Annotated in this window: 23 protein-coding genes; 20 read left to right on the forward strand and 3 right to left on the reverse strand. The window is 42.7% G+C overall.

All coding sequences use genetic code 11. From position 1 onward, the window contains the following. Position 1 precedes the first annotated feature (1 nt). The 20 genes from serC to VQ643_RS00800 all read left to right on the forward strand — a co-directional run bounded on the left by serC (position 2) and on the right by VQ643_RS00800 (position 19,293). Complete coding sequence (serC, locus tag VQ643_RS00705) at positions 2–1,087, forward strand: 3-phosphoserine/phosphohydroxythreonine transaminase (protein WP_414197437.1); 1,086 nt, start codon at positions 2–4, stop codon at positions 1,085–1,087. Continuing rightward, on the forward strand, positions 1,088–2,182 hold the full coding sequence (gene pheA, locus VQ643_RS00710; protein WP_414197277.1) for a prephenate dehydratase: 1,095 nt from the start codon (positions 1,088–1,090) through the stop codon (positions 2,180–2,182). Between the two features lie 53 nt (positions 2,183–2,235). After that, positions 2,236–3,348, forward strand: a complete 1,113-nt coding sequence (gene hisC / locus VQ643_RS00715; RefSeq protein ID WP_414197279.1) for a histidinol-phosphate transaminase — start codon at positions 2,236–2,238, stop codon at positions 3,346–3,348. Further along, complete coding sequence (locus tag VQ643_RS00720; protein ID WP_414197281.1) at positions 3,341–5,584, forward strand: bifunctional prephenate dehydrogenase/3-phosphoshikimate 1-carboxyvinyltransferase; 2,244 nt, start codon at positions 3,341–3,343, stop codon at positions 5,582–5,584. The genes hisC and VQ643_RS00720 overlap by 8 nt, the downstream gene beginning before the upstream one ends. Further along, a complete protein-coding gene (cmk, locus tag VQ643_RS00725) occupies positions 5,581–6,270 on the forward strand; it encodes a (d)CMP kinase (protein ID WP_414197283.1) in 690 nt (229 codons plus the stop codon). Before VQ643_RS00720 ends, cmk begins: the two co-directional genes overlap by 4 nt. A 151-nt stretch (positions 6,271–6,421) precedes the next feature. Continuing rightward, complete coding sequence (rpsA, locus tag VQ643_RS00730) at positions 6,422–8,101, forward strand: 30S ribosomal protein S1 (RefSeq protein ID WP_414197285.1); 1,680 nt, start codon at positions 6,422–6,424, stop codon at positions 8,099–8,101. Between the two features lie 121 nt (positions 8,102–8,222). Next, complete coding sequence (gene ispF, locus VQ643_RS00735) at positions 8,223–8,702, forward strand: 2-C-methyl-D-erythritol 2,4-cyclodiphosphate synthase (protein ID WP_414197287.1); 480 nt, start codon at positions 8,223–8,225, stop codon at positions 8,700–8,702. Beyond that, positions 8,695–9,747 carry a tRNA pseudouridine(13) synthase TruD gene (truD, locus tag VQ643_RS00740; protein WP_414197289.1) on the forward strand — a complete coding sequence of 351 codons (1,053 nt, stop codon included), beginning with the start codon at positions 8,695–8,697 and terminating at the stop codon, positions 9,745–9,747. The genes ispF and truD overlap by 8 nt, the downstream gene beginning before the upstream one ends. Continuing rightward, positions 9,735–10,484, forward strand: coding sequence for a 5'/3'-nucleotidase SurE (surE, locus tag VQ643_RS00745; protein WP_414197290.1), 750 nt, complete (start codon positions 9,735–9,737; stop codon positions 10,482–10,484). The genes truD and surE overlap by 13 nt, the downstream gene beginning before the upstream one ends. Before the next feature lie 38 nt (positions 10,485–10,522). Then, on the forward strand, positions 10,523–11,158 hold the full coding sequence (locus VQ643_RS00750; protein ID WP_414197439.1) for a protein-L-isoaspartate(D-aspartate) O-methyltransferase: 636 nt from the start codon (positions 10,523–10,525) through the stop codon (positions 11,156–11,158). Positions 11,159–11,162: 4 nt separating this feature from the next. Then, positions 11,163–12,086 (forward strand): DUF368 domain-containing protein, encoded by a 924-nt coding sequence (locus VQ643_RS00755; RefSeq protein WP_414197292.1) that lies wholly within the window; start codon positions 11,163–11,165, stop codon positions 12,084–12,086. A gap of 15 nt (positions 12,087–12,101) precedes the next feature. After that, on the forward strand, positions 12,102–12,920 hold the full coding sequence (locus tag VQ643_RS00760) for a peptidoglycan DD-metalloendopeptidase family protein (protein ID WP_414197294.1): 819 nt from the start codon (positions 12,102–12,104) through the stop codon (positions 12,918–12,920). Between the two features lie 69 nt (positions 12,921–12,989). After that, positions 12,990–13,901 (forward strand): RNA polymerase sigma factor RpoD/SigA, encoded by a 912-nt coding sequence (locus tag VQ643_RS00765; protein ID WP_414197295.1) that lies wholly within the window; start codon positions 12,990–12,992, stop codon positions 13,899–13,901. A gap of 28 nt (positions 13,902–13,929) precedes the next feature. Continuing rightward, positions 13,930–14,874, forward strand: coding sequence for an alpha/beta fold hydrolase (locus VQ643_RS00770; RefSeq protein ID WP_414197297.1), 945 nt, complete (start codon positions 13,930–13,932; stop codon positions 14,872–14,874). Between the two features lie 32 nt (positions 14,875–14,906). Then, positions 14,907–15,383: a ribonuclease E activity regulator RraA gene (gene rraA / locus VQ643_RS00775; RefSeq protein WP_414197299.1), complete on the forward strand. Its 477-nt coding sequence runs from the start codon at positions 14,907–14,909 to the stop codon at positions 15,381–15,383. A gap of 17 nt (positions 15,384–15,400) precedes the next feature. Then, entirely contained in the window at positions 15,401–16,378 is a 978-nt protein-coding gene (locus VQ643_RS00780; protein ID WP_414197301.1) for a CorA family divalent cation transporter, read from the forward strand. A 21-nt stretch (positions 16,379–16,399) separates the two neighbouring features. Beyond that, positions 16,400–16,666 (forward strand): CrfX protein, encoded by a 267-nt coding sequence (locus VQ643_RS00785; RefSeq protein WP_414197303.1) that lies wholly within the window; start codon positions 16,400–16,402, stop codon positions 16,664–16,666. Then, the gene (locus tag VQ643_RS00790; protein ID WP_414197305.1) at positions 16,666–17,490 is read left to right on the forward strand and encodes a mechanosensitive ion channel family protein; all 825 of its coding nucleotides are present in this window, start codon (positions 16,666–16,668) and stop codon (positions 17,488–17,490) included. Before VQ643_RS00785 ends, VQ643_RS00790 begins: the two co-directional genes overlap by 1 nt. Before the next feature lie 45 nt (positions 17,491–17,535). Then, positions 17,536–18,126 carry an RNA polymerase sigma factor SigX gene (sigX, locus tag VQ643_RS00795; RefSeq protein ID WP_414197307.1) on the forward strand — a complete coding sequence of 197 codons (591 nt, stop codon included), beginning with the start codon at positions 17,536–17,538 and terminating at the stop codon, positions 18,124–18,126. 99 nt (positions 18,127–18,225) lie between these two features. Beyond that, positions 18,226–19,293: an OmpA family protein gene (locus VQ643_RS00800; RefSeq protein WP_414197309.1), complete on the forward strand. Its 1,068-nt coding sequence runs from the start codon at positions 18,226–18,228 to the stop codon at positions 19,291–19,293. A 73-nt stretch (positions 19,294–19,366) separates the two neighbouring features. Here the strand turns inward: VQ643_RS00800 and VQ643_RS00805 are convergent, their stop codons facing one another. The 3 genes from VQ643_RS00805 to metH form a co-directional block, all read right to left on the reverse strand. Continuing rightward, positions 19,367–19,867 (reverse strand): DUF934 domain-containing protein, encoded by a 501-nt coding sequence (locus VQ643_RS00805; RefSeq protein ID WP_414197310.1) that lies wholly within the window; start codon positions 19,865–19,867, stop codon positions 19,367–19,369. Further along, complete coding sequence (locus VQ643_RS00810; protein WP_414197312.1) at positions 19,851–21,503, reverse strand: nitrite/sulfite reductase; 1,653 nt, start codon at positions 21,501–21,503, stop codon at positions 19,851–19,853. Before VQ643_RS00810 ends, VQ643_RS00805 begins: the two co-directional genes overlap by 17 nt. A 425-nt stretch (positions 21,504–21,928) precedes the next feature. Beyond that, positions 21,929–25,624, reverse strand: a complete 3,696-nt coding sequence (gene metH / locus VQ643_RS00815) for a methionine synthase (protein WP_414197314.1) — start codon at positions 25,622–25,624, stop codon at positions 21,929–21,931. Positions 25,625–25,676: the final 52 nt, after the last annotated feature.

Here is a 25,676-nt window from a genome sequence, read left to right on the forward strand (position 1 = left end):
AGTGAGTAAACGAGCCTATAACTTCTGCGCAGGCCCAGCCGCGCTACCAGAAGCAGTACTGCAACGTGCCAGAGAGGAGATGCTAGATTGGCACGGCAAGGGATTATCCGTAATGGAGATGAGTCACCGTGGCGCAGATTTTGTAGGCATTGCCGAGCAGGCCGAGCAAGACTTTCGCGACCTGCTCAGTATTCCCAACAATTACAAAGTATTGTTTATGCAGGGGGGCGCTAGCCAGCAATTTGCACAAATCCCCTTGAATCTGCTGCCAGAAAATGGTGTGGCAGACTATATCGATACAGGTATTTGGTCAGGTAAAAGTGCGAAAGAAGCGGCGCATTTTGGCAAAGTAAATATCGCTGCAACAGGCAAAGCACATAACTACTTTGATATTCCTGCTCAACGTGAATGGCAGCTAAGCAAAGATGCCGCTTATGTGCATTATGCAACCAATGAAACTATTGGTGGTGTACAGTTTGATTGGGTTCCAGAAACAAATGGCGTGCCACTGGTTGCGGATATGTCATCTGATATTTTATCACGCCCCATTAACGTGGCTGACTTTGGCATGATCTATGCCGGAGCACAAAAAAATATTGGCCCAAGTGGCCTTTTAATCGGCATTATTCGTGAAGACTTATTAGGCAAAGCTCGCGCTAGCTGTCCAACAGTAATGGACTACAAAGTGATTGCCGACAATGACTCCATGTACAATACACCGCCTACCTTTTCGTGGTATTTATCAGGCCTTGTATTTAAATGGCTAAAAGCACAAGGTGGCGTGCTAGCAATGGAAAAACTCAATCGAGAAAAGAAAGAGTTACTTTATAAAGCCATTGATGAAAGTAGCTTCTATACCAATCCAGTAGCTAAAGAATGCCGCTCTTGGATGAATATTCCTTTCCGTTTGGCGGATGAATCTTTAGATAAAGCCTTCCTCGCAGGTGCTGAGGAACGTGGCTTGCTTAATCTAAAAGGGCATCGCTCAGTGGGTGGTATGCGCGCCTCTATCTATAACGCCGTTGGTTTAGATGCAGTACAAGCCTTAGTTGATTACATGCGCGAATTCGAGAAGGAAAAAGCTTAAATGAGCAGTCAGGAACTGCAAGCACTTCGCGTACGCATTGATCAGTTGGATGAAAAAATTCTTGACTTGATCAGTGAGCGTGCCCGCTGTGCCCAAGAAGTTGGCAATATTAAAATGCGTGAGCTAGCCGAAGGTGAAGAGGTTGTTTTCTATCGCCCTGAGCGTGAAGCCCAAGTATTAAAACGCATTATGCAGCTCAATAAAGGGCCTATTGACAATGAAGAAATGGCACGCCTATTTCGTGAAATCATGTCTACGTGCCTTGCCCTAGAGCAGCCATTAAAAATTGCTTATTTAGGGCCAGAAGGTACCTTCTCACAAGCGGCTACCTTGAAACACTTTGGTAAAGCCGTGATTAGCAAGCCTATGGCCGCTATTGATGAGATTTTTCGCGAAGTGGCTGCAGGCTCTGTTAATTTTGGTGTAGTACCAGTTGAGAACTCAACGGAAGGTGCTATTAACCATACGCTGGATAGCTTTATGGAGCACGACTTGGTCATTTGTGGCGAAGTCGAGTTGCGTATTCATCATCATTTATTGGTGGGTAGCAATACCAAAACCGATAAAATTACACGCATCTACTCACATGCTCAATCGCTTGCACAATGTCGCAAATGGCTAGATGCACATTATCCAAATGCCGAGCGTGTAGCTGTTTCTAGCAATGCAGATGCTGCTAAGCGCGTGCAGAGTGAATGGAATAGCGCCGCTATTGCAGGTGATATGGCGGCCCAGTTGTATGGTTTGACTATCCTAGAAGACAAGATTGAGGATCGCCCAGATAACTCAACGCGCTTCTTGATTATTGGTAACCAAAGCGTGCCAGCAACAGGCGATGATAAAACATCAGTGATTGTTTCAGTAAACAATAAACCTGGTGCTTTACACGAGTTGCTTATTCCATTTCAAGCGCGAGGCTTGGACCTTACGCGTATTGAAACGCGCCCATCACGCAGTGGTAAATGGTCTTATGTGTTCTTTATTGATTTTATTGGACATCATAGCGACCCATTGGTACGAGCCGCTTTTGAAAAGATCTCGGAAGAGTCAATTGGTTTAAAAGTTCTAGGTTCATACCCTAAAGCAGTACTTTAAAAAATAGAAGCAAGCTATTAAAAAGGCTTGCTTTTTTAGCCTGAGGTTTAATCATGACGTGTGATTTTCTTGCTCAGGCATTGCCTGGCGTGCAAAAAATTTCTCCCTATGTTACGGGTAAGCCAATTGAAGAAGTGGCTCGTGAATACGGTGTTGCAATAAAAGATATTATTAAGTTAGCAAGCAATGAAAACCCTATAGGGCCTAGTGCTAAAGTTGCTTTTGCAATTGAGCAGCAATTGGCCGACTTGGCACGATATCCTGATGGCGGTGGTTACCAAATCAAGCAAAAAATAAGCGCACTATATCAGGTAAAGCCTAGCCAAATTACATTAGGCAATGGTTCTAATGATATTTTAGACTTAATGGCTAAAGCATGGATTAAACCAGGCTTAAACGCTGTTTATAGCCAGCATGCTTTTGTTGCGTACCCATTAGCTATTTTAGCCGCTGATGGCGAATGTCGAGAAGTGCCTGCGAAAAACTATGGCCATGACCTAGATGCGATGTTAGCTGCAATGGATGCTAATACGCGGATTGCCTTTGTTTCAAATCCTAACAACCCAACGGGCACTGCGTTCGATCAGTCCGAACTAGAGTCCTTCTTGGCGAAAGTCCCAGCACATGTTTTAGTGGTGATGGATGAAGCCTATATTGAATACACAGAGCAAGGCGTGATTGCTAATAGTTTGTCATTACTGGCACAGTATCCAAACTTAGTAGTGTCTCGTACCTTCTCTAAAGCCTACGGTTTGGCCGCCTTACGTGTAGGTTATGCGATTTCTAGTGATGTGGTAGCTGATGTGCTCAACCGAGTTCGCCAACCCTTTAATGTCAATAGCATGGCGTTAGCAGGAGCCTGTGCGGCATTGGATGATCAGGCGCATATTGAGCATGTTCGCCAAGAAAATACAAAAGGCATGCGACAACTAGAACAAGGTTTTAAACGCTTAGGATTAAGCTGGATACCATCATTTGGTAACTTTATAGCCGTTGATTTTAAGCGCGATGCCGCCCCTATTAACCAAGCATTGTTGGAAAAAGGCGTTATTGTGCGTCCAATAGCGGGCTATGACATGCCAACTTTCTTGCGTGTTTCAGTAGGCACTGAACAAGAAAACGCTGGTTTTTTAGCCGCTTTAACTTCGGTACTTAAGCATGCCTGAATTGTTATCGCCCATTGACGATAAACTTCACTTTAAACGTCTTGTTGTGATTGGCTTGGGTCTGATTGGCTCATCCTTTGCTAAAGGTTTAAAACAACAGCATATTTTTGATGAAATAGTTGGTGTTGATTTAAATGAAAAATCTTGCAAAACCGCGATTGAGCTAGGTATCGTCGATTGGTGCACGCAGGATTTAGCTAAAGCCTGTGAAGGTGCTTCTATTATTCAATTGGCGGTGCCTATTCTTGCCTTGGAAACATTGCTACATGAATTGGCAGAGCTAAAGCTGCAGCAGGTAATCATCACTGATGTAGGCAGTGCTAAAGCCAGTTTGATTGATGCCGCTAAGTCAGCTTTTGGTATGGTGCCAAGTTATTTTGTTCCTGGGCATCCTATTGCCGGATCTGAACAGCATGGCGTAGAGTCGGTTAATCCTGAGCTTTTTAAACATCACAAGGTGATTTTGACGCCTAATGAGCATACCGATAAGACGGCGCTCAGTGTTGTGACTAAGCTGTGGCAATTACTAGATGCCGATGTAGAGTCAATGGACCCTGAGTACCATGACTTCGTGCTGGCGGCCACTAGCCATTTACCTCATTTATTATCCTATGCTTTAGTTGATTCTTTGGCTAAACGCGATGAAAATCTTGACGTCTTTCGCTATGCAGCGGGCGGCTTTCGCGACTTTACCCGCATTGCCGCCAGTGATCCACAAATGTGGCATGATATTTTTCTGGCTAATCGTAATGCCGTCTTACAGCAACTAGATGTATTTCGCCATGACCTTGATAGCTTACGCGAAGCAGTAATCAATCAAGATGGGCATTACATGCTGGGGGTTTTTACGCGAGCCCAGATGGCGCGTGAGCATTTTAGTAAAATTTTAGCCCAAAGGGCTTATGTGGATAGTATGCAAAATAATGACCTTGTATTTATAGCAACCCCAGGCGGCAGTGTGAATGGTACTGTGCGCGTGCCTGGCGATAAATCTATTTCACATCGCTCCATTATGCTGGGCGCTATCGCAGAAGGCACAACACAGATTGAAGGCTTTTTAGAAGGTGAAGATGCTTTAGCCACTATTCAAGCATTTCGTGATATGGGTGTGGTTATTGAAGGGCCGCAGCAAGGCAAGGTCACAGTCCATGGCGTAGGGCTTACTGGTTTAAAACCAGCACCAGGAGCCATTTATCTAGGCAACTCAGGTACCTCTATGCGCTTATTGGCAGGCTTACTAGCCGCACAGCCATTTGACACTGTATTGACTGGCGATGCTTCGCTATCTAAACGACCAATGAATCGCGTGGCCAAACCATTGCGTGAAATGGGCGCGGTAATTGAGACAGGGCCAGAAGGTCGTCCTCCGTTAACTATTCGCGGTAACCATTTATTGACCGCCATGCACTATGAAATGCCAATGGCCAGCGCTCAGGTTAAATCATGTTTGCTATTAGCAGGGTTATATGCTTCAGGTGTCACATCAGTTGCAGAGCCTGCACCCACGCGCGACCATACTGAGCGCATGCTGCGCGGCTTTGGCTATCCTGTTGAAGTACAAGGCAATATTGCCAAAGTGGAAAGTGGACACAAACTTAAAGCAACCCATATTGATGTGCCTGGGGATATTTCATCAGCGGCTTTCTTTATGGTGGCCGCCTCTATCGCGCCAGAAGCTTCAGAGGTTGTGTTGGAGCATGTTGGTATTAATCCAACACGTACGGGCATCATTGATATTCTGAAATTAATGGGCGCTGATATTAGCCTAGAAAATATCCATGAAGTAGGCGGTGAAATGGTGGCTGATATTCGCGTGCGTAGTGCTTCGCTCACTGGCATCAATATTCCTGCTGAGCTTGTGCCGTTGGCGATTGATGAATTCCCTGTGATCTTTATTGCAGCGGCTTGTGCGCAAGGTAAAACAGTTTTAACAGGGGCTGAAGAGTTACGTGTCAAAGAGTCTGATCGCATTCAAGTCATGGCTGATGGCTTGGCACAAATGGGTATCCAAGTACAGCCTACAGTTGATGGTATTATTATTGAAGGCGGCACTATGGGGGGCGCAGAAATTTGGGCGCAAGGCGATCACCGTATTGCAATGTCGTTTGCAGTGGCTTCTTTGCGTGCAACTCAACCAATTAAAATACACGAAGCACAGCATGTAGCAACGTCATTCCCAGGGTTTGTGCAGCTCTGTCAAATGGTTGGAATGAATGTGAAAGAGGAGTTGGTGTGAAATTTATACCTGTAATTACTATTGATGGACCTAGTGGAAGTGGCAAAGGCACTGTCGCAAGTCTTCTAGCAAAAGCGCTAAATTGGGACTTACTGGACTCAGGAGCACTCTATCGCGTATTGGCCTTTGCGGTTAATAAACATCAGGTAAATACAGATGATTTAGCCTATTTAGAACAATTTGCTGCTCAATTAGATGTGCATTTTGTACCTGCCCAAAGCGGGCAAGAACAGCAGATTGTCTATGAAGGAGAAGATGTTAATTTACTTATCAGAAATGAACAGGTAGGAACTAATGCTTCAAAACTTGCCGTTATTCCTGAAGTACGTGCAGGGCTTTTACAATTACAAAAAGATTTTCGCCGTTTACCGGGTTTAATTGCCGACGGGCGGGATATGGGAACAGTCGTCTTTCCGGATGCGCCTTTAAAGGTTTTTTTAACCGCTTCTGCCGAAGAACGCGCGCGTCGCCGTTATTTACAGTTGAAGGAAAAGGGCGCTGATGTTAATCTTGCGAATCTTTTGCATGATATTCGAGCACGTGATGAGCGTGATACAAATCGCTCCATCGCCCCTTTGAAGGCAGCAGAAGACGCTATAGTATTAGATTCAACTACGATGACAATTGATCAAGTGGTTGAGCGAATTTTGAATGAGGTCGCTAGTCGCGCCCTTTATTCGGAGTAAGAGTAGGTTGTTAAATGGTTAATAATCACTCTAAGAGTGGCGTATTAGGTTTTCCAGAAATCGCCTAAACGTTGCTTTTTTTATTAATAAACCCACATTATCTGGAATGTGGATTGGGCAGATTCTTGCCCTTAATCCGACAGGAATAAACATGAGCGAAAGCTTTGCAGAACTCTTTGAAGAAAGCCTACAATCCTTAGACATGCAACCAGGTTCTATCATCAGCGGTTTAGTTGTTGATATCGACGGTGACTGGGTAACAGTGCACGCTGGTCTTAAATCTGAGGGCGTTATCCCAGTTGAGCAGTTCTTAAACGAACAAGGTGAATTAACCATCAGCGTGGGTGACGAAGTAAGCGTTGCTCTTGATGCTGTAGAAGATGGTTTCGGCGAAACTAAACTATCTCGCGAAAAAGCTAAGCGCGCTGAATCTTGGCAAGTTCTGGAAGCAGCGTTTAACGCTGAAGAAGTGGTTACTGGTCTTATCAATGGTAAAGTCAAAGGCGGCTTTACAGTTGACGTTAATGGTATCCGCGCATTCTTACCAGGTTCTTTAGTAGACGTACGTCCAGTACGTGATACTGCGCACCTCGAAGGTAAAGAGCTTGAATTTAAAGTTATCAAGCTAGATCAAAAACGTAATAACGTAGTTGTATCTCGTCGTAGCGTTCTTGAAGCAGAAAACAGCGCTGAGCGCGAAGCACTGCTTGAAAACCTACAAGAAGGTCAACAAGTTAAAGGTATCGTTAAGAACCTTACTGACTACGGTGCATTCGTTGATCTTGGTGGCGTTGACGGTCTTCTACACATCACTGATATGGCTTGGAAACGCATCAAGCATCCATCAGAGATCGTAAATGTTGGTGACGAAATCGACGTTAAAGTATTGAAGTTCGATCGTGATCGTAACCGCGTTTCTCTAGGTCTAAAACAACTAGGTGAAGACCCATGGGTAGCTATTACTGCGCGCTACCCAGAAGGTACACGTGTGACTGCACGCGTAACTAACCTAACTGACTACGGCTGCTTTGCTGAGTTAGAAGAAGGCGTTGAAGGCTTAGTACACGTTTCAGAAATGGACTGGACTAACAAAAACATTCATCCATCTAAAGTAGTTCAAGTAGGTGATGATGTTGAAGTTCAAGTGCTAGACATCGACGAAGAGCGTCGTCGTATTTCTTTGGGTATCAAGCAATGCAAAGTAAACCCATGGGAAGAATTCTCTAGCCAATTCAACAAAGGCGACAAGATCAGTGGCACTATCAAGTCAATCACTGACTTCGGTATCTTTATCGGTCTTGACGGCGGTATCGACGGTTTAGTTCACTTGTCAGACATTAGCTGGCACGAAGCAGGCGAAGAAGCAGTACGCCGCTACAAAAAAGGTGATGAACTAGAAACTGTTATCCTTTCTGTTGATCCAGAGCGTGAGCGTATCTCTCTAGGTGTTAAGCAATTAGAAGAAGATCCGTTCTCTAACTACGCTTCTGAGCATGAGAAAGGCAGCATCGTTAAAGGCGTAGTAAAAGAAGTTGACGCTAAAGGCGCTGTTGTAGTGTTATCTGGCGACGTTGAAGCTACTTTAAAAGCCTCTGAAATCAGCCGTGACCGCGTTGAAGATGCGCGTAACGTACTGAAAGAAGGCGAGGAAGTTGAAGCTAAAATTATCAACATCGACCGTAAAGCGCGTGTCATCAATTTGTCTATCAAGTCTAAAGACGCTGAAGACGAAAAAGACGCAATCAAAGAGCTGCGTAAACAAGAAAGTGATGCATCTGGTCCAACCACTATTGGTGACTTGATTCGTCAGCAAATGGAAGAGCAAAACTAAGTTTTGACCTTCTATAAAAAGGCGGCCTTAAGGCCGCCTTTTTTATTTGTGTAAATAGCTGTATTTCAAAGAAAAAATCTGAAAAACTAGGTATGATAGCTAGCCTTTTTAGGGGGAAGTGATGCGCATCGGTCATGGTTATGATGTTCACCGTTTCGGCGAAGGTAATTTTATTACTTTAGGCGGCGTGAAAATTGAATATACACAAGGCTTTATTGCCCATTCAGATGGTGATGTTCTGCTGCATGCAGTTTGTGATGCCTTATTAGGAGCAGTTGCTTTAGGGGATATTGGTCATCATTTTCCAGATACTGATCCTGCTTTTAAGGGCGCTGATAGTCGCCTGCTATTGCGTGAAGTGATACGTAAAGTCGCTGCAAAAGGCTATGCGGTCGCTAACCTTGATTGCACCATACAAGCACAGGCGCCAAAACTTGCACCTTATATTACACAAATGTGCCAAGTATTAGCGCAAGACTTAAATGTCCAGCTTGATCAAGTTAATGTCAAGGCAACAACTACAGAAAAACTAGGTTTTGTAGGTGAAAAACTAGGCATAGCTGTACATGCTGTCGTCTTATTAAGTAAAGCACATGACTGAACTTGAGCTATTAGGCCCATATGCCTTTGGTGTTCCTTCTGCAAAGGCTATTTTGAAAGCTACACCGGCTGACTTTCAGGTCGAAGAACAGCTGGATATTGCTTTATCAGGTGAAGGTGAGCACTTATGGTTGTGGGTTGAAAAACAGGGGCTTAACACCGAAGAAGTTGCAATACAGTTAAGCAAGCGCGCCAAGTTACCTGTGCGCGCCATTAGCTATGCAGGATTAAAAGATCGGCAGGCGATTACCAGACAATGGTTTAGCTTACATCTTCCTGGCCGGCAAGACCCAGACTTTACTACAGCAGAAACTGAGCAATGGAAAGTCTTGCATACAATACGTCATCATCGAAAGTTACAACGCGGGGCGCATAAGTCCAATACTTTTGTTATTTGTTTGCAAGATTTTCAAGGCAATCCCCAACAGCTAGAAGAACGCCTGAATAGCATTAAGCAGCAGGGGGTGCCAAATTATTATGGTACTCAACGTTTTGGTCGCGAAGGCTTTAATTTACTTAAGGCTCAAGAGTTTGCAGAGCAGAAAATCTTACCTGACAAACGCCATGTCCGCTCTCGTTTGTTATCGAGCGCACGTAGTTTCCTATTTAATCAAGTCTTAGCTTTACGTGTTCGACAAGGCATCTGGAATCAGATAGTGGCAGGTGATCTGATTGGATTTTCAGGAAGTCATAGTTTTTTTCCGGCATCAGAACTGCAAGCCAATGATCCTCGATTTACAGCGCTAGATATTCATCCAACGCTGATGTTATGGGGTAAAGGTCATTTGGCAACAACAGCCTTGGCACATCAGTTAGAAACCGCTATAGCTATTCAGAATCAGCCAATATGTGCTTGGCTAGAAAACGCAGGTTTAGAGCAAGAGCGCCGTATTAGCCGACTAGTTGTGAGTGATTTACGCTATGAATTACATGAACACCATATTCAACTGGCATTTAGTTTGCCAGTAGGTAGTTTTGCCACCGTAGTATTGCGTGAGTTAGTTCAGTTAGAAACAATCAATGAGGGCCTGCTATGCGCTTATTAATAGCTAATGATGATGGCGTTCATAGCGCTGGGATTAAAGCGCTTTATCAAAGGTTAAGCCCCATGGCAGACTGCACTGTAGTGGCGCCTGATCGTGACTGCAGCGGTGTTAGCAGCAGCCTAACTTTAGATCGGCCTTTGTATCCTCAGCCACAAGAAAACGGCTTTATAGGAATAAATGGTACACCAACAGACTGCGTTCATTTAGCGCTTAATGGCTTCTTAGACGCTACCTTTGATCAAGTTGTCTCGGGAATTAACTTAGGTGCCAATCTAGGCGATGATGTTATTTATTCCGGTACGGTTGCTGCTGCTTTGGAAGGACGCTTTCTTGATCGACCTGCATTAGCTTTCTCATTGGCTTCACGCACAACAGAGCACTTAAATGTAGCCGCTCAAATAGCGCAAAAACTAACTTTGGCAAGCTGGAATCTCTCCTTGCCAGTGCATACCATTCTCAATATTAATATTCCCAATCTGCCACTTGAGCAAATTAACGGAATCAAAATAACGCGTTTAGGGCATAGACTACCCTCTGCCCATTTGGTTGAGTCGATTAATCCACGCGGCAAAAAAGGCTATTGGATTGGTGCAGCCAATAACGCATTGGATGCACAGGAAGGAACAGATTTTCATGCGCTTGAGCATGGTTTTGTTTCCGTGACTCCATTACTATTTGATCGCACTGACCATGCCCAATGTGTTCAGCTAGAAAACTGGATTGACGGCATCTTTTAAGTTTGTAGGAATTGAACATGCAGTTTGGTGGAATTGGAATGACCTCTCAGCGCACTCGAGAGCGTTTAATTCAAAGACTTTCTGAGGATGGCATTGCCAATACTCAAGTACTTGAAGTCGTACGTCGTACGCCTCGCCATGTTTTTGTTGAAGAGGCTTTAGCGCATCGAGCTTATGAAGATACAGCGCTTCCTATAGGCCATAATCAAACCATTTCACAGCCCTATATTGTTGGACGCATGACAGAGCTTTTGTTAGCAGCGGGTCCATTAGATAAAGTGCTTGAAATTGGTACAGGTAGTGGATATCAAACAGCCATTTTGGCTCAACTTGTAGAACGTGTATTTTCTGTGGAGCGTATTCAAGCACTGCAAGAACGTGCCAAAGAACGCCTAGCCCGACTAAATCTGCGTAATATTGTATTTCGTTTTGGCGACGGCTGGGACGGCTGGAACGCTTTAGCTCCTTATAATGGCATTATGGTGACTGCCGCAGCCAGTAGTGTGCCCCAAGCGTTACTTGATCAGCTTGCGCCTAATGGGCGAATGATTATTCCTGTAGGTACTGAGCGCAATCAGCAGCTATTTTTAATTACGCGGACATCTCAAGGGTTTGATCAGCAACTACTTGATCCTGTGCATTTTGTTCCTTTACTTCATGGCACTCAGTATTAATCATATGAAAGAATATTTAATCGTATTTTTAAAAGGTTTAGCCATGGGAATGGCTGATATTGTACCAGGTGTATCAGGTGGTACCATTGCTTTCATTTCAGGTATTTATGAGCGTCTTTTAAATGCCATAGCAAATATTCCTGTTGGTTTTTTATTACTCTTAAAAGGGCAGTTCAAAGCGGCTTGGAAAAAAGCAGATGCAACATTCTTGATTGCATTATTAGCCGGCATGCTGCTAAGTATTATTATCTTTGCACGTTTAATTACATGGTTATTAGAAACCCATCCTATTATAGTCTGGGCCTTTTTCTTTGGCTTAGTTATAGTATCTTGCTATTTAGTAGGAAGGGAAGTTGGTAAGTGGAATCTGTGGAATATTATTGCTTTTGTTATAGGTGCGGGCTTTGCTTACTGGATCACGGTAGCAGCCAGTATTCAGTGGGGACATGATTATCTAAGTATCTTTATTGCAGGAGCAATTGCTATCTGTGCAATGATTCTACCGGGTATTTCAGGTAGTTTTATTCTACTGATTATGGGTATTTATGGCTTTATCTTAACAGCAGTTAAAGAATTAAATATGCCTATATTGTTAATATTTGCGGCTGGCTGTGCCTTTGGTATTATCGCATTTTCGCATGCGTTAAAAGCACTATTAAGACACTTTCATGACTTTACATTGGCATTATTATTAGGCACGCTCTTTGGCTCATTGAATAAAGTTTGGCCTTGGAAACACGCAACAGAAACCTATATAAATAATCAAGGCAAAATAACTGTAGTACATGAACAGAATTTATGGCCTTGGGACTATGCTGAAAAACTAAATTTAGATGCACAGTTGCCTTTGGCTTTATTGCTGGCAATTTGTGGTATTTTAGCTGTGTTGTCACTTGAGTTTTTGGCAAAACAATTGCGTACAAAGTAAGTTAAGAGGTGTTTTGTGAGTTTATCTACAGCCCAAAAAAATAGTACCTATTTTGTAACAGCTGTTTTATCTGCCACTCTGTTATTGTCTGCTTGTAATAGCTCACGCACAACAGTGCCTGTAGTAGATAGAAACCACTCAAGTAGTAAAACACCACCACGCCCTATGGTAACTAAAGGGCAGTATGTCGTTCGGCCTGGGGACACTTTGTACTCAATCGCCTTTCGTTTTGGTTGGGATTATAAAAACTTAGCTGCTCGTAACGGTATTTATGCGCCTTATACTATAGTCCCAGGACAGGTTATACATTTTTCCAGTGGTAAGGTAACCACAGTAGCCACCACTAAACCTACAAACAAAGCGGCTACATCGAGTACTACGACTACAGTACAGCCAAAAAGCTCAGCCACAACAGCCTCAGCACCAGTTGTGCACTCCTCAGGAAAAGCTGTCACCAATAGCGGTATTCGCTGGCAATGGCCAGCAACAGGACCGTTATTAGCACGATTTTCTACTGCTACTAGCCTAAATAAGGGGCTTGATATAGGCGGCCAAATGGGGCAGGCTGTATATGCGACTGCAAACGGGACGGTGGTTTATGCTGGTGGTGGCCTAGTTGGTTACGGCGAACTAGTTATTATCAAGCATAATGATACCTATATCAGTGCTTATGGGCATAGCCGCAAATTGCTTGTCAAAGAGGGGCAGCAGGTTAAAGCAGGTCAGCAAATTGCTGAAATGGGATCAACAGGTACAACAAGCGTTCGGTTACATTTTGAAATACGAAAACAAGGTAAACCAGTAGACCCACTGCAATATCTCCCTCCATTATAGACAGGCAATTCAAGGGTTGTTTAAAACACACCTTAAAGGCTCATAAGTTCTTCAATGAGGAAGAAGATGATGACTGCCAAAGAAGCAAAAACAATAGCAGCGGCAGCAGCTTTTGATGCTAACGCTGTAACAGACGAAACTAGCAACATCAGTATTATTCAGCTTTACCTTAAAGAAATCTCACGCCTACTGTTACTCTCGGTTGAAGAAGAGCGAGAACTGGCAAAACAAGTTCAAGCCGGAGATGCAGCCAGTAGACAGCGCTTTATCGAGCGTAATCTGCGCTTAGTCGTTAGTATTGCTCGCCCTTATATACGCAGAGGGGCACATTTATTGGACGTTGTAGCCGATGGTAATATTGGCTTGATACGGGCAGTAGAAAAATTTGATCCTGATCGTGGTTTTCGTTTTTCCACTTATGCCACTTGGTGGATCAAGCAAGCAATTGATCGCGGGCTATTAGATCAGAAACGAGCTATTCGCATTCCAATTGACTTGCACAAGTTCGTGAATAAAATTATGCGCGAGTTTCGGCGTTTGTCTCCTGAGTTATCTGAAGCTAGCCGAGAGCTATTGTTAGCACAACAATTTGCTAAAAATGTTAGTGAAATACGCTATTTACTATCACTATCCGATCACTTGGTTTCGCTAGATGACGATAGTTTTGTACAAGATCAAACAGCTACATTGCATAATTTAATTCCTACCGACTCAGGTAAAGAGCCTGCTCATGTTGTGCAAAAAGTTAATCTAACGGATTATGTATTGCGTAACATTCAAAAGCTGACTGATCGTCAGCAGCTTATTTTAAAACTGCGTTTTGGCTTAGGTGATTTTGAGCCCCATACACTGGAAGCTGTTGGCGAGCGTTTAGGTTTGACACGTGAGCGTGTTCGCCAAATTCAGCTTGAAGGGCTTAACCAATTGCGTTTAGATTTTTCTCGAGAGGGGTTAAAGTTAACAGACGTATTGGATGAGTAGTATTGAGTTCAGGAGATTAGGAGCTAAGTTGGTATTATCTTCTCATGGCAATGCTTGCGTGATTCGGCAAAGTTATTTCTCTAATGTTCAGGAAGAGGTTTTTCTGCTCAATATTGATTGCCCAGATCCAAGTGTGCAACTGGCGATAACTCGCTTAGCAACGAAATCTCCTGAAACTACCCAGTTAGGCCCCCCTGTAGTGTTGTTGCATGGTAGTTTTTGCAATAGAAGTTTCTGGTTATCTAAAAATGGACATGGCCTGGCCATGTTTTTAGCGCAGCAAGGGTATGAAGTCTGGTTACCTGAAATGAGAGGCCATGGCTTTTCGCCTAAAAATCAAACATATGAGCAAAATACGATGAGTGCCTATGTGCGTTTTGATTTGCCTCAAATAGCGCACTTTATTTATCAGCAGAATCCTCAGTCAGCGCATTGGCTTGGACACTCATTAGGTGGCATCAGCCTTAGCGCATTATTAGCGGAACAACGAGTTCCAGCACATTACTTTTTAACCTTAACACTGCTAGGAACACAAGTAAGCTATTTTAACCCTTGCTTACGAATTCCTTTTATGTGGCGCATTCTAAAAAAATATTATCTATCCCGCTGGCTGCATAATGCAGAAAATAAAGAGCATGAGCCTAAAGCGCTATTAATTGAATTTCTGCGCTGGTTTTCCATAGCGGGAGGCTTTAAAACCAAGGATCTGCATTGGTGGAAAGCACTAAAAACAGTAACTATTCCTTTGCTTAGTATTGCTGCTGCACAAGATCAAGGTGATCCGCCACATGCTTGTTTTAAGTTATTTAAACAATTCTCAAGCACGAAGAAAATATTTATTACGCTGGGAAAAGAACAAGGCTATCTTATTGATTATAACCATACAGATATGCTAATTGGTCGTTCTGCGAAAAAAGAAGTATGGCCATTATTAGCCCTTTGGATGGCTGAAAATGAGACCAAAAGCGCCTAAACTGCAGTTTTCAACTAACCTAGGACCTAACTATGAAGTATGTAACTCCCGATTTATGTGATCAGTATCCTGATGTGCAGGTGGTTGAGCCTATGTTTGCTAACTTTGGTGGACGAGACAGCTTTGGTGGCGAAATAGTTACTGTAAAATGCCATGAAGATAATTCTGTCGTTAAATCGCAAGTAGCTACTCCTGGCAAAGGAAAAGTACTAGTTGTTGATGGTGGTGGCTCACTACGCCGAGCGTTATTAGGCGACATGTTAGCTGGCAAAGCAGCAGATAATGGCTGGGAAGGGATAATTATTTATGGCTGTGTCCGTGATGTTGATGTTTTAGCACAGACCGATTTAGGTATCCAAGCGCTAGCCAGTCATCCAATGAAAACAGATAAACGTGATATTGGTGATTTAAATGTTGTTGTAACCTTTGCAGGCGTCACATTTCGCCCAGGCGAATATGTATATGCTGATAATAACGGCATTATTGTGGCACCACATAAATTAATCTAATTGACTATAGAAGCCCAATGAACACACACGCATTACTTCATGCTTATGTACTCGATGGCTTGGGTAGTGCGCGTGCGCTGACTTTCGAGGAAATTCCCAATCAGCTCAGTGACAATGAATCACTCTGGCTACACTGGGCAATGCATCACGAAGATACTAAAAAATGGCTGTACCAACATTCGCCATTAAACGAGTTTGATTGTGATATTTTGCTTGATGAGAATATGCGCCCTAGGCTTATTCAACGTAATGAAGAAGAAATTTTAGTCTTTTTGCGCACTATTAATAACCCAGCTTTAAATGCAGATAGTGATTTGTTGCCTTTGCGTTTATGCCTTTTGCCTGATTGCTTAATTAGCTTGCGAGACGCCCGTACAGGCTTTGCTGAGCAGCTCATTGAAGCATTCAAAGCCGGTAAAGGGCCGAAAAACGCCAATGAGTTGCTCTTGTTTTTTGCTAATGCCTCAACAGATAATATTGAAGAAAAAATAAATCAATTAGTTGACTTTGTTGATGAGCAAGAAGAAAAAATAGACACTGATGCCGGCTTTGTTATTAACCACAAAGAAATGATTGAAGCGCGGCGTGCAGCAGCTAACTTACGTAAAATATTAGCACCTGAACGTGATATGTTTACGCAACTGGCACAAAAGCAAGATGCTTGGTATAGCTTAGGGTTAATACGGCATTGGAGTGAGCTGAGTAACAACCTAACACGCTTTGTTGAAGAACTGGAACTATCGCGTGAGCGAGTCGGTTTTATTTTAGAGACAGAACGGCGTCAGCGCGAAGAGCGTACTGGCCGAATCATGTTCTACCTTACAGTGATTACTGGTTTTTTCTTACCACTTAGTTTCTTTACAGGCCTTTTAGGTATTAATGTTGGCGGTATCCCCTTAGCTGAAAACAGCTATGGTTTTTTTATTGTCTGCGCTTTGCTATTAGGTGTAATGGTGATTCAGCTGGTATTATTACGTTGGCTGCGTTGGTTGTAACGCTATCTTAAAGGTTTCTATATGTCACAAGATGATCCTTTTGAAGCATCACTCAAAGAGATGATGAATGCTCCTTCAAAATCACAGCAAGCTAAATCAGACCCCGTAAAAAAGGTTCTAAAAACAGCTAATCGCCAAATCGGAGCGGGGCAATTAGTAGGCTTGCTAGGGCATGCTATTGAAGCCTTTATGATAGCGCTTAGTTGTGGTTCCGCACACCTTAAAACAACCTCACGCCAGATCGAATCTAGTACAACATCATCAACTGATAAAAATAAGGCTCTGTAATGGAACTGGACTCTTGGACTAAAAGCTTAGTGGATATCATGAAAACGGTATGGCGTGGTTTTACCGACTTCGCCCCTAATCTGTTTGCCGCTATTATTGTTGTCCTGCTTGGTTTTATTGTGGCAAAACTGTTAGACACATTATTCTCTAAGTTATTGGCTAAGTTAGGCGTAGATCGCATTATGACGGGTGCAGGATTGACCAAATCCTTGCATCGTATTGGTATTAATGTTCCTGTGAGTACCCTTGTTGGGAAAATTATTTACTGGTTTGTTTTACTTATTTTTATTGTTGCAGGGGTGCGCTTTTTAGGCTTAGAAAGCGTTTCTGCTATTTTAACATCGCTAGCACTTTATATTCCTAAAGTTATTGCAGCAGCTATTGTTTTGTTGGTAGGTATCCTTATTGCTCAATTTGTTAATGGCGTAGTGCGTGGTGCGTCTGAGGGTGTTGGCATAGAATATGCTGCAGGTATTGGTCGTATTGCTCAAGGGTTAATTATTATTATTAGCATTTCTGTAGCTATAGGCCAACTGGAAATCAAGGCTGAACTATTAAACTATGTTGTTGCGATACTACTAGCCACTATAGGTCTTGGTGTGGCCATAGCATTAGGTTTAGGTAGTCATGAGGTGGCTGGGCAAATCATTGCAGGTATTTATGTTCGTGAGCAATTTCAGGTGGGACAGCGCATCAAGATCGAAGATATAGAAGGTATTTTGGATGAAGTAGGTACTGTTAAAACAACTATTTTAACAGATGAAGGTTTATATATTTCATTTGCTAATAAAGATGTGCTCACAGGACGAGTCATAAGCCATTAATGGCAAGAACTTTAGAACTCTAGTTTCACAGAGGCTTGACTCGTTTTGACAGACTTATCTCTAACCAATCCGCTGTATAACGCAACGTCTTTGACTGATGAAGAATTGGTTGAGAAGGCGCGTGTAGAACTATTTAATATCACTACAGCTTATGAAGAGCTTATGCGACGTTATCAGCGCACCTTGTTTAATGTGTGCGCGCGTTATTTAGGTAATGAGCGGGATGCTGACGATATTTGTCAAGAAATTATGTTGAAAGTATTGTATGGCATTAAAAAATTTGAAGGAAAATCCAAGTTTAAAACTTGGCTGTATAGTATTACTTATAATGAGTGCATAACTCAATTTCGTAAAGATAGACGTAAAAGACGTTTATTAGATGCATTAAGTTTGAATCCTCAAGAAGAAGCTTCTGAAGATCAAGCACCAGAAATAAAAGATACGGCAGGCTTAGATCGTTGGCTAGTTCACGTTAATCAAATAGATCGTGAGATTTTAGTGTTACGATTTGTAGCAGAGCTTGAATTTCAAGAAATAGCGGATATTATGAGCCTTGGTTTAAGCGCTACAAAAATGCGTTATAAACGAGCCATCGACAGATTACGTGAAAATTTTGCGCACAGCATTGAAGTTTAAACTGATAAAACTACAATGCAGGATGCTTTTAATTGAAAAATCATGTAATATTTAACGAGTGGTAGTATTAATCATATCAATACAATGGGGACATTACCTATGAAGCTGAAGAACACCCTTGGTGCGACCATCGCTTCAATTCTCGCGGCGTCTTCCTTAAGTGCTTTCGCACAAGGCCAAGGAGCGGTGGAGGCTGAAGCTTTTGCTAAACGTTACTTTACTGACAGCTACCGTAACATGTCTGACGGTAATCTGTACGGTGGAAGCTTAAGCTACTTCATCACTGATAAAGTATCTTTAGGTCTTTCATACGGTGACTACAGCGATCTACGCTCTGATAAGCGTAACACTGAGCACAGTAACGGTGCTGCTAAGCGTCAAAAAGTTAAAGGTTCTTTAGCTACTTTTGATGCAACTTATCACTTCCGTAATAATGGCGATGCATTACGTCCATACCTATCTGCAGGTGTTGGTCATCAAAGCATCAGCAACCTAAAAGGTGAGCGTCATGATTCAAACCGTGACCGCACAACTTTCGCAGTTGTAGGTGCTGGTGTTAAGTGGTACATCACTGAAAATCTATTTACACGCGCTGGCGTTGAAGGTCTATACGGCCTAGACAACCATCAAAGCGAGTGGCAAGCAGGTTTAGGCGTTGGTGTTAACTTTGGTGGTGCTCCAAAAGCAGCTAAAGTTGTTGACCCAGTAGCTTGTGTAGATTCTGACTTTGATGGCGTTTGCGACGAAGTAGATCTATGCCCAGATACTCCAGCAGGTACTCCTGTTGATGCAAATGGTTGCCCAGTTGAAGCAGAAACTGTACGTGTTGAGTTAGACGTTAAGTTTGACTTTGACAAAGACGTAGTTCGTAAAGACAGCTATGCAGACATCGAAAACCTAGCTGACTTCATGAAACAGTTCCCACAAACTGCAACTACTGTAGAAGGTCACACTGACTCTACAGGTCCTGCAGCTTACAACCAAAAACTGTCTGAGCGTCGTGCAAACTCTGTACGTAACGTTCTAGTACAGACTTACGGTGTAGAAGGTGAGCGTGTGAACTCTGTTGGTTACGGCGCAACTCGCCCAATCGCTGACAATGCTACACGTGAAGGCCGTGCTCTAAACCGTCGCGTTGAAGCAGAAGTAGAAGCTCAAGTTCAATAATTATTGAATAAGTAGTTTCAAAAAAGCCCCAGTTTTAACTGGGGCTTTTTCATTTTTCCATTGTTAAAGTTAATCAGGCAACTGCTCTGCGGCGATAAAGAGGTAGCTTTTCATCAAATGCAGCTTGATAGCTAATGTAATGTTCTCTAGCTTTTTCTAAAGCCAATTCAGGCTTGCTGCCTTCTTTTAATTGAAAAGAGTCAATCCCACAACGTAACATATAAGGCATAAGATCAGGTGTTACATCACCTAGGGCTCTAATTTCACCACTGTATTTAAAACGCTCACGTAATAAGCGAGCATTACTAAAATGCCTACCATCATTAAATGTTGAGAAATTAAGTGCAATTAATTGAAAGTGAGTTAAATCATGTTCAATGTCTTCAACAAGCTCATCGCTATTTAAAATTAAACTGAGATTATGCAGCACAGATAAGTCTTTTTTATGTTCCTGCCAGATAGCAAGGCTTATTAATGTTTTTGCAGCGGTGAATGCTGTTGGTAACTCTTGTGCATCCAGTACCCAATGAAAATCACTTTCTTGAATGGTTAAATCTTTAGTGATGACTAGCATATACACGCTCCTTAAATGGCTCCATACCAATACGGCGATAGGTATCAATAAAGCTTTCTTCCTCTGTGCGTTGTTCTACATACAACTCTATAATTTGGCTAATGACATCAGGAATCAGCTCTTGAGCAAAAGAGGGGCCTAAAATTTTTCCTAGTTGAGCATTTCTGCCACTACTACCACCAATGGATATTTGATAAAACTCCTCACCTTTTTTATCCACGCCTAAAATACCAATATTACCAATATGATGATGACCACAAGCGTTCATGCATCCAGAAATATTTAGGTCGATGTTGCCTATATCAAAAACAAAATCAAGATTGTCAAAACGCTCTTGAATAGCCTGAGCTACAGGAATGGATTTAGCATTGGCTAAAGCGCAAAAGTCACCGCCAGGGCAGCAAATAATATCAGTAATCAAACCAATATTAGGTGTTGCAAAACCAAGCTCACGGGCTTCTTGCCATAGATTAAATAGCTGAGCTTGCTCAACATCTGCCAAAACAATGTTTTGCTCATGGGTATTACGCACCTCACTAAAGCTATATTTTTCAGCTAAGTCGGCAATAGCATAAAGCTGCTGTTCCGTCACATCACCTGGGGCAATACCTGTTTTCTTTAATGATAGGGTGACAGCAACATAGCCTGTCTTTTTATGTGGATGCGTATTGCGCGCACGCCATCGGGCAAATCCTTGATGCTCTTGATCTAGTTGGGAAAAATCAAAATTAGTTAAATTCTTATAAGCAGGATCAACAAAATATTTACTGACGCGCTCAACTTCTTCACTGGTGAGCGTGATAGGGCCATCTTTTATATGTTGCCACTCTTGTTCAACACGCTTCGCAAAAACCTCAGGAGTGAGGGCTTTCACTAAAATTTTAATACGAGCCTTGTACTTATTATCGCGACGACCAAAACGATTATAAACGCGTAAAATAGCTTCTAAATAACTAAGTAAATGTTGCCAAGGCAAAAATTCATTAATGATGCTACCTACAATAGGTGTACGACCTAAACCACCGCCCACTAAAACTTTAAAACCTAGCTCACCTTGGTTATTACGAATAGCTTCTAAGCCGATATCATGCACTTCAGTGGCTGCTCTATCACTGACACAGCCGTTGACTGCAATTTTAAATTTTCGCGGTAAACGTAAAAACTCAGGGTGAAAGGTTGACCATTGACGAATAATTTCACACCAAGGACGCGGGTCTACTACTTCATCAGGAGCAACACCCGCGAACTGGTCGGTTGTTGTATTGCGAATACAGTTACCACTGGTTTGTATAGCATGCATCTGTACTGTTGCTAGTTTTTCTAAAATATCAGGGACATCTTTAATTTGTGGCCAATTCAACTGGACATTGGTGCGTGTTGTAATATGCGCATAGCCTTTGTCATATTCACGGCAAATATGCGCCAGCATGCGTACCTGTGTGCTAGACATTAAACCATAAGGTACCGCAATACGTAACATAGGTGCATGCCGCTGCACATAAAGGCCATTTTGTAAGCGTAAAGGCAGATATTCTTCCTCTGCTAGTTCGCCAGCAAAATAACGTGCCGTCTGATCACGAAATTGGCGAACGCGATCTTCCACTATTTGCTGGTCATATTGGTCATAAATGTACATGATGTTTCCTGTATCAGGCGGCTGATTTTCAGCTTTTTCTAGGACTGTTGACGATAGCAATACTTCTATATATCTTGAAGTAGTTATTTGTGCTATATTTATAGCTAATAGGAATATTGATTTATATAAATCCAAATGATCTGAGAATCTACCTCAAGAGGTAGTTCATCTCATCTTTCTGCTAGGTGCTTGAGGTTCTACTTCTTTTGGCCGCTTTTGGCCACGCTGTTGGACGGCTATGTGAAAATTACTTTACGCTATCCTAGGTTCTCGCTGAAGCCACGTAATAGTCTATGGATGGTTTTCCAGACATGATGAGTTAAGTGGCCAAGTCCAGTACAATACCGAACTCAGGCCTTGTCCGCTGAATGACTAACTTGTCCAATAAATGGGGGCAGTTCAAACTTCGCCCTTTTTTCATTCAATTAACTAGGATCATAAGCAAGGTTAGGCATTAGCCAGCGTTCTGCATAGTCTAGATCAACCTGTTTACGTTGACAGTAAGCGGTGACTTGATCTTTTTCTATTTTCCCAACTGCAAAGTAGTTTGCCTGTGGGTGAGCAAAGTACCAACCAGAAACAGCGGCGGTTGGAAACATGGCAAAATGCTCAGTTAAACTAACGCCTGAGATTTTCTGAGGATCAAGCAAGTTAAATAGCTGTTCTTTTTCGGTATGATCAGGGCAGGCTGGATAGCCTGGAGCAGGGCGTATGCCGCTGTATTGCTCTTTAATCAAGGCTTCATTATCTAGCTGCTCATCAGGAGCGTAACCCCAATAATAAGTACGTACTTGTTGATGCAACCATTCAGCACAGGCTTCAGCTAATCGGTCAGCTAAAGCTTTTACCATAATGGCATTATAGTCGTCCCCTTGGTTCTGATAGCTTTGCGCTAGCTCCTCAGCGCCTATGCCAGCAGTCGTAATAAAGCCGCCAATGTAATCATTGATTCTGGCTGATTTGGGGGCTACAAAATCGGCTAGGCTCATATTGGGCTTGTTATCAGGCAAAATACCTTGTTGACGTAAATGATGTAAGCGCTGCATTAGTTGACCATGCTCGTCGTAAACTTCTATATCGTCATCATCTACTTGCGCAGCTTTCCAAAAACCGAGTAAAGCACGTGCTTTAATTTGTTGCTTGGAAATCATTTGTTCAAGTAAGGTTTGCGCATCATTAAATAAGTTTTGGGCGGCTTCGCCTACAACTTCATCTTGAAAAATGCGGGGGTACTTGCCTACAAGGTTCCAAGAAATAAAAAAAGGAGTCCAGTCTATGTATTCACGCAGCCTATTTAAATCAATATTATCCAGTAGCTTTGTACCTAAGAATTTAGGTTCTGGTGCTTGGTAGTTGTTCCAGTCAAACACAGGTTTGTTAGCAACTGCTTGCGTGTAGCTTAGGTATTCTGTGCGCGCACTACGGGCTGCTGTGCGCTCACGGATGTCGGCATATTCTTCGCGTATTTTAATAGCATAATCAGTTTTTAGTTCTTTAGAGAGCAGACTAGTTGCTACGCCAACAGCACGTGAGGCGTCTGTCACGTAAACAACTGCGTCATTGGTGTAATGCGGATCTATCTTAACCGCCGTATGTGCTTTAGATGTAGTAGCACCACCAATAAGCAAAGGTAACTGGAAGTCTTGACGTTGCATTTCTTTAGCAACATGCACCATCTCATCCAGTGATGGGGTAATAAGCCCTGATAGTCCGATGATATCGCATTTTTCTTCAATAGCTGTTTTCAAGATTTTATCAGCTGGCACCATAACGCCAAGATCAACAATGTCATAACCATTGCAGCCTAGAACAACACCCACAATATTTTTACCAATATCGTGTACATCGCCTTTGACGGTGGCCATTAAAATTTTGCCTTTGGCTTCAGGTTTGTCGCCTTTTTCTTCCTCAATAAATGGAATCAAATGGCCAACCGCTTGCTTCATTACTCGGGCAGATTTGACAACCTGAGGAAGGAACATTTTGCCACTGCCAAATAAGTCGCCAACAACATTCATACCTGACATTAAAGGCCCTTCAATTACTTCGATAGGCCGTGCATACTTTTGCCGACATTCTTCTGTATCTTGGATGATATGGGTAGTTATGCCCTTGACTAACGCGTGTTCTAGGCGTTTTTCTACGCTGTATTCACGCCATTCTTCATTCTCTACTTCTTTTTTACTGCCATCACCGCGATAATCTTCTGCAATAGCAAGCAGGGCTTCTGTTGAATTAGAGTGGCGATTAAGGATGACATCCTCTACGCGCTCACGTAACAGGCTAGGGATTTGATCATAAATCTCTAGTTGTCCCGCATTCACAATGCCCATATTCAGGCCGTTTTTAATGGCATGAAACAGAAATACTGAGTGAATGGCTTCGCGCACAGGATTATTGCCGCGAAATGAAAAAGATACGTTAGATACACCGCCAGAAGTTAGTGCGTAAGGCAAGTTATCACGGATCCAGGCGCAGGCTTCAATGAAGTCAACCGCATAGTTGTGGTGCTCTTCAATGCCCGTTGCTACAGCAAAGATATTGGCGTCAAAAATAATATCCTCAGCAGGAAAGCCGAGTTGATTAACTAAAATATTGTAAGATCGAGCACAGATTTCACGTTTACGAGCAGCGGTATCCGCTTGCCCTGTTTCATCAAATGCCATCACTACAACAGCCGCACCATAGCGCTGACAGAGTTTAGCGTGCTCAATAAAAGCAGCTTCACCTTCTTTTAATGAAATAGAGTTAACAATACCTTTGCCTTGAATGCATTTTAAACCCGCTTCGATAATTTCCCATTTTGAGGAGTCAATCATAATAGGCACGCGCGATATATCCGGTTCGCCTGCTATCAGATTTAAGAAGGTAATCATGGCTTGCTTAGAATCTAGCATGCCCTCATCCATGTTGATGTCAATTACCTGCGCTCCAGCTTCAACTTGCTGTAAAGCGACCTCTAAGGCTTCGGTGTAGTTGTTTTCTCGAATTAAGCGAGCAAAACGGGCGGAGCCTGTGATGTTGGTACGTTCACCAATATTTACAAATAAACTTTCCCGACTGATAGTAAAAGGTTCAAGTCCTGATAAACGACAGGCTTTGGGAATGTCTGGAATAGTGCGTGGCTGGTAGCGAGCAACCGTTTCGGCAATGGCTTTAATATGCTCTGGAGTAGTTCCGCAGCAGCCGCCAACAATATTTAAGAAGCCGGCTTTAGCAAAGTCTTCAATTTGCGCTGCTGTTTGTGCTGGCGTTTCGTCATACTCACCAAAAGCATTGGGTAAGCCAGCGTTAGGATGAGCCGACACAAAGGTATCTGCTTTTTCTGATAACTCTTGTAAATAAGGGCGTAAGTCTTTAGCCCCCAGCGCACAGTTTAAACCTACAGAAATAGGCTTGGCGTGGCGTATTGAGTTCCAAAAAGCTTCAGTTGTCTGTCCTGAAAGGGTACGTCCTGAAGCATCCGTAATAGTACCTGAAATCATAATAGGCAATTCATAGCCAATGTTTTCAAATACAGCCTGTACTGCAAAAATAGCAGCTTTGGCATTGAGCGTATCAAAAATAGTTTCGATCAATATAAGATCTGCGCCACCTTCAATTAGTCCCAATGTTGCCTCAGTGTAGTTTTCAACTAAGGCATCAAAAGTAACATTGCGATAACCTGGATTATTGACATCCGGAGAGAGCGAGCAAGTACGACTAGTAGGGCCTAATACACCAGCAACATAACGGGGTTTTTCAGGTGTTTGAGCTGTTTTGGCATCGGCAACTTCACGTGCTAAACGCGCGCCTTCTTTATTAAGCTCATAAGCCAGTGCCTCCATGCCATAGTCTGCTTGAGAAAGGCGCGTAGCATTAAAGGTATTAGTTTCTAAAATATCAGCTCCCGCATCTAAGTAGGCACGCTCAATCGCTTGAATAATATCTGGGCGACTTAGAATAAGAAGATCGTTATTACCTTTAACATCAATAGGCCAGTCTTTAAAACGCTGGCCGCGGAAATCAGCTTCTGTCAGTTGATAGCTTTGAATCATAGTACCCATGCCACCATCAAGCACTAAAATGCGCTCTTTTAAGGCTTGTTTTAAAGCGGTTAGACGTAAGTTAGAATGATCCATGGCATGTATTACCCAAACAGAAAATAAGCTAAACTCTAATCATATCAGAGCT

Source organism: Pseudomonas sp. F1_0610 (assembly GCF_047470865.1).
Lineage (GTDB): Bacteria > Pseudomonadota > Gammaproteobacteria > Pseudomonadales > Pseudomonadaceae > JAZDRH01.

Excerpts from the sequence above, each read along its gene's own strand:
- pheA (WP_414197277.1), top strand. The coding sequence starts at position 1,088 with ATGAGCAGTCAGGAACTGCAAGCACTTCGCGTACGCATTGATCAGTTG.
- hisC (WP_414197279.1), top strand. The coding sequence starts at position 2,236 with ATGACGTGTGATTTTCTTGCTCAGGCATTGCCTGGCGTGCAAAAAATT.
- VQ643_RS00720 (WP_414197281.1), top strand. The coding sequence starts at position 3,341 with ATGCCTGAATTGTTATCGCCCATTGACGATAAACTTCACTTTAAACGT.
- rpsA (WP_414197285.1), top strand. The coding sequence starts at position 6,422 with ATGAGCGAAAGCTTTGCAGAACTCTTTGAAGAAAGCCTACAATCCTTA.
- ispF (WP_414197287.1), top strand. The coding sequence starts at position 8,223 with ATGCGCATCGGTCATGGTTATGATGTTCACCGTTTCGGCGAAGGTAAT.
- truD (WP_414197289.1), top strand. The coding sequence starts at position 8,695 with ATGACTGAACTTGAGCTATTAGGCCCATATGCCTTTGGTGTTCCTTCT.
- surE (WP_414197290.1), top strand. The coding sequence starts at position 9,735 with ATGCGCTTATTAATAGCTAATGATGATGGCGTTCATAGCGCTGGGATT.
- VQ643_RS00750 (WP_414197439.1), top strand. The coding sequence starts at position 10,523 with ATGACCTCTCAGCGCACTCGAGAGCGTTTAATTCAAAGACTTTCTGAG.
- VQ643_RS00755 (WP_414197292.1), top strand. The coding sequence starts at position 11,163 with ATGAAAGAATATTTAATCGTATTTTTAAAAGGTTTAGCCATGGGAATG.
- VQ643_RS00765 (WP_414197295.1), top strand. The coding sequence starts at position 12,990 with ATGACTGCCAAAGAAGCAAAAACAATAGCAGCGGCAGCAGCTTTTGAT.
- rraA (WP_414197299.1), top strand. The coding sequence starts at position 14,907 with ATGAAGTATGTAACTCCCGATTTATGTGATCAGTATCCTGATGTGCAG.
- VQ643_RS00780 (WP_414197301.1), top strand. The coding sequence starts at position 15,401 with ATGAACACACACGCATTACTTCATGCTTATGTACTCGATGGCTTGGGT.
- VQ643_RS00785 (WP_414197303.1), top strand. The coding sequence starts at position 16,400 with ATGTCACAAGATGATCCTTTTGAAGCATCACTCAAAGAGATGATGAAT.
- VQ643_RS00790 (WP_414197305.1), top strand. The coding sequence starts at position 16,666 with ATGGAACTGGACTCTTGGACTAAAAGCTTAGTGGATATCATGAAAACG.
- VQ643_RS00800 (WP_414197309.1), top strand. The coding sequence starts at position 18,226 with ATGAAGCTGAAGAACACCCTTGGTGCGACCATCGCTTCAATTCTCGCG.
- VQ643_RS00805 (WP_414197310.1), bottom strand. The coding sequence starts at position 19,867 with ATGCTAGTCATCACTAAAGATTTAACCATTCAAGAAAGTGATTTTCAT.
- VQ643_RS00810 (WP_414197312.1), bottom strand. The coding sequence starts at position 21,503 with ATGTACATTTATGACCAATATGACCAGCAAATAGTGGAAGATCGCGTT.
- metH (WP_414197314.1), bottom strand. The coding sequence starts at position 25,624 with ATGGATCATTCTAACTTACGTCTAACCGCTTTAAAACAAGCCTTAAAA.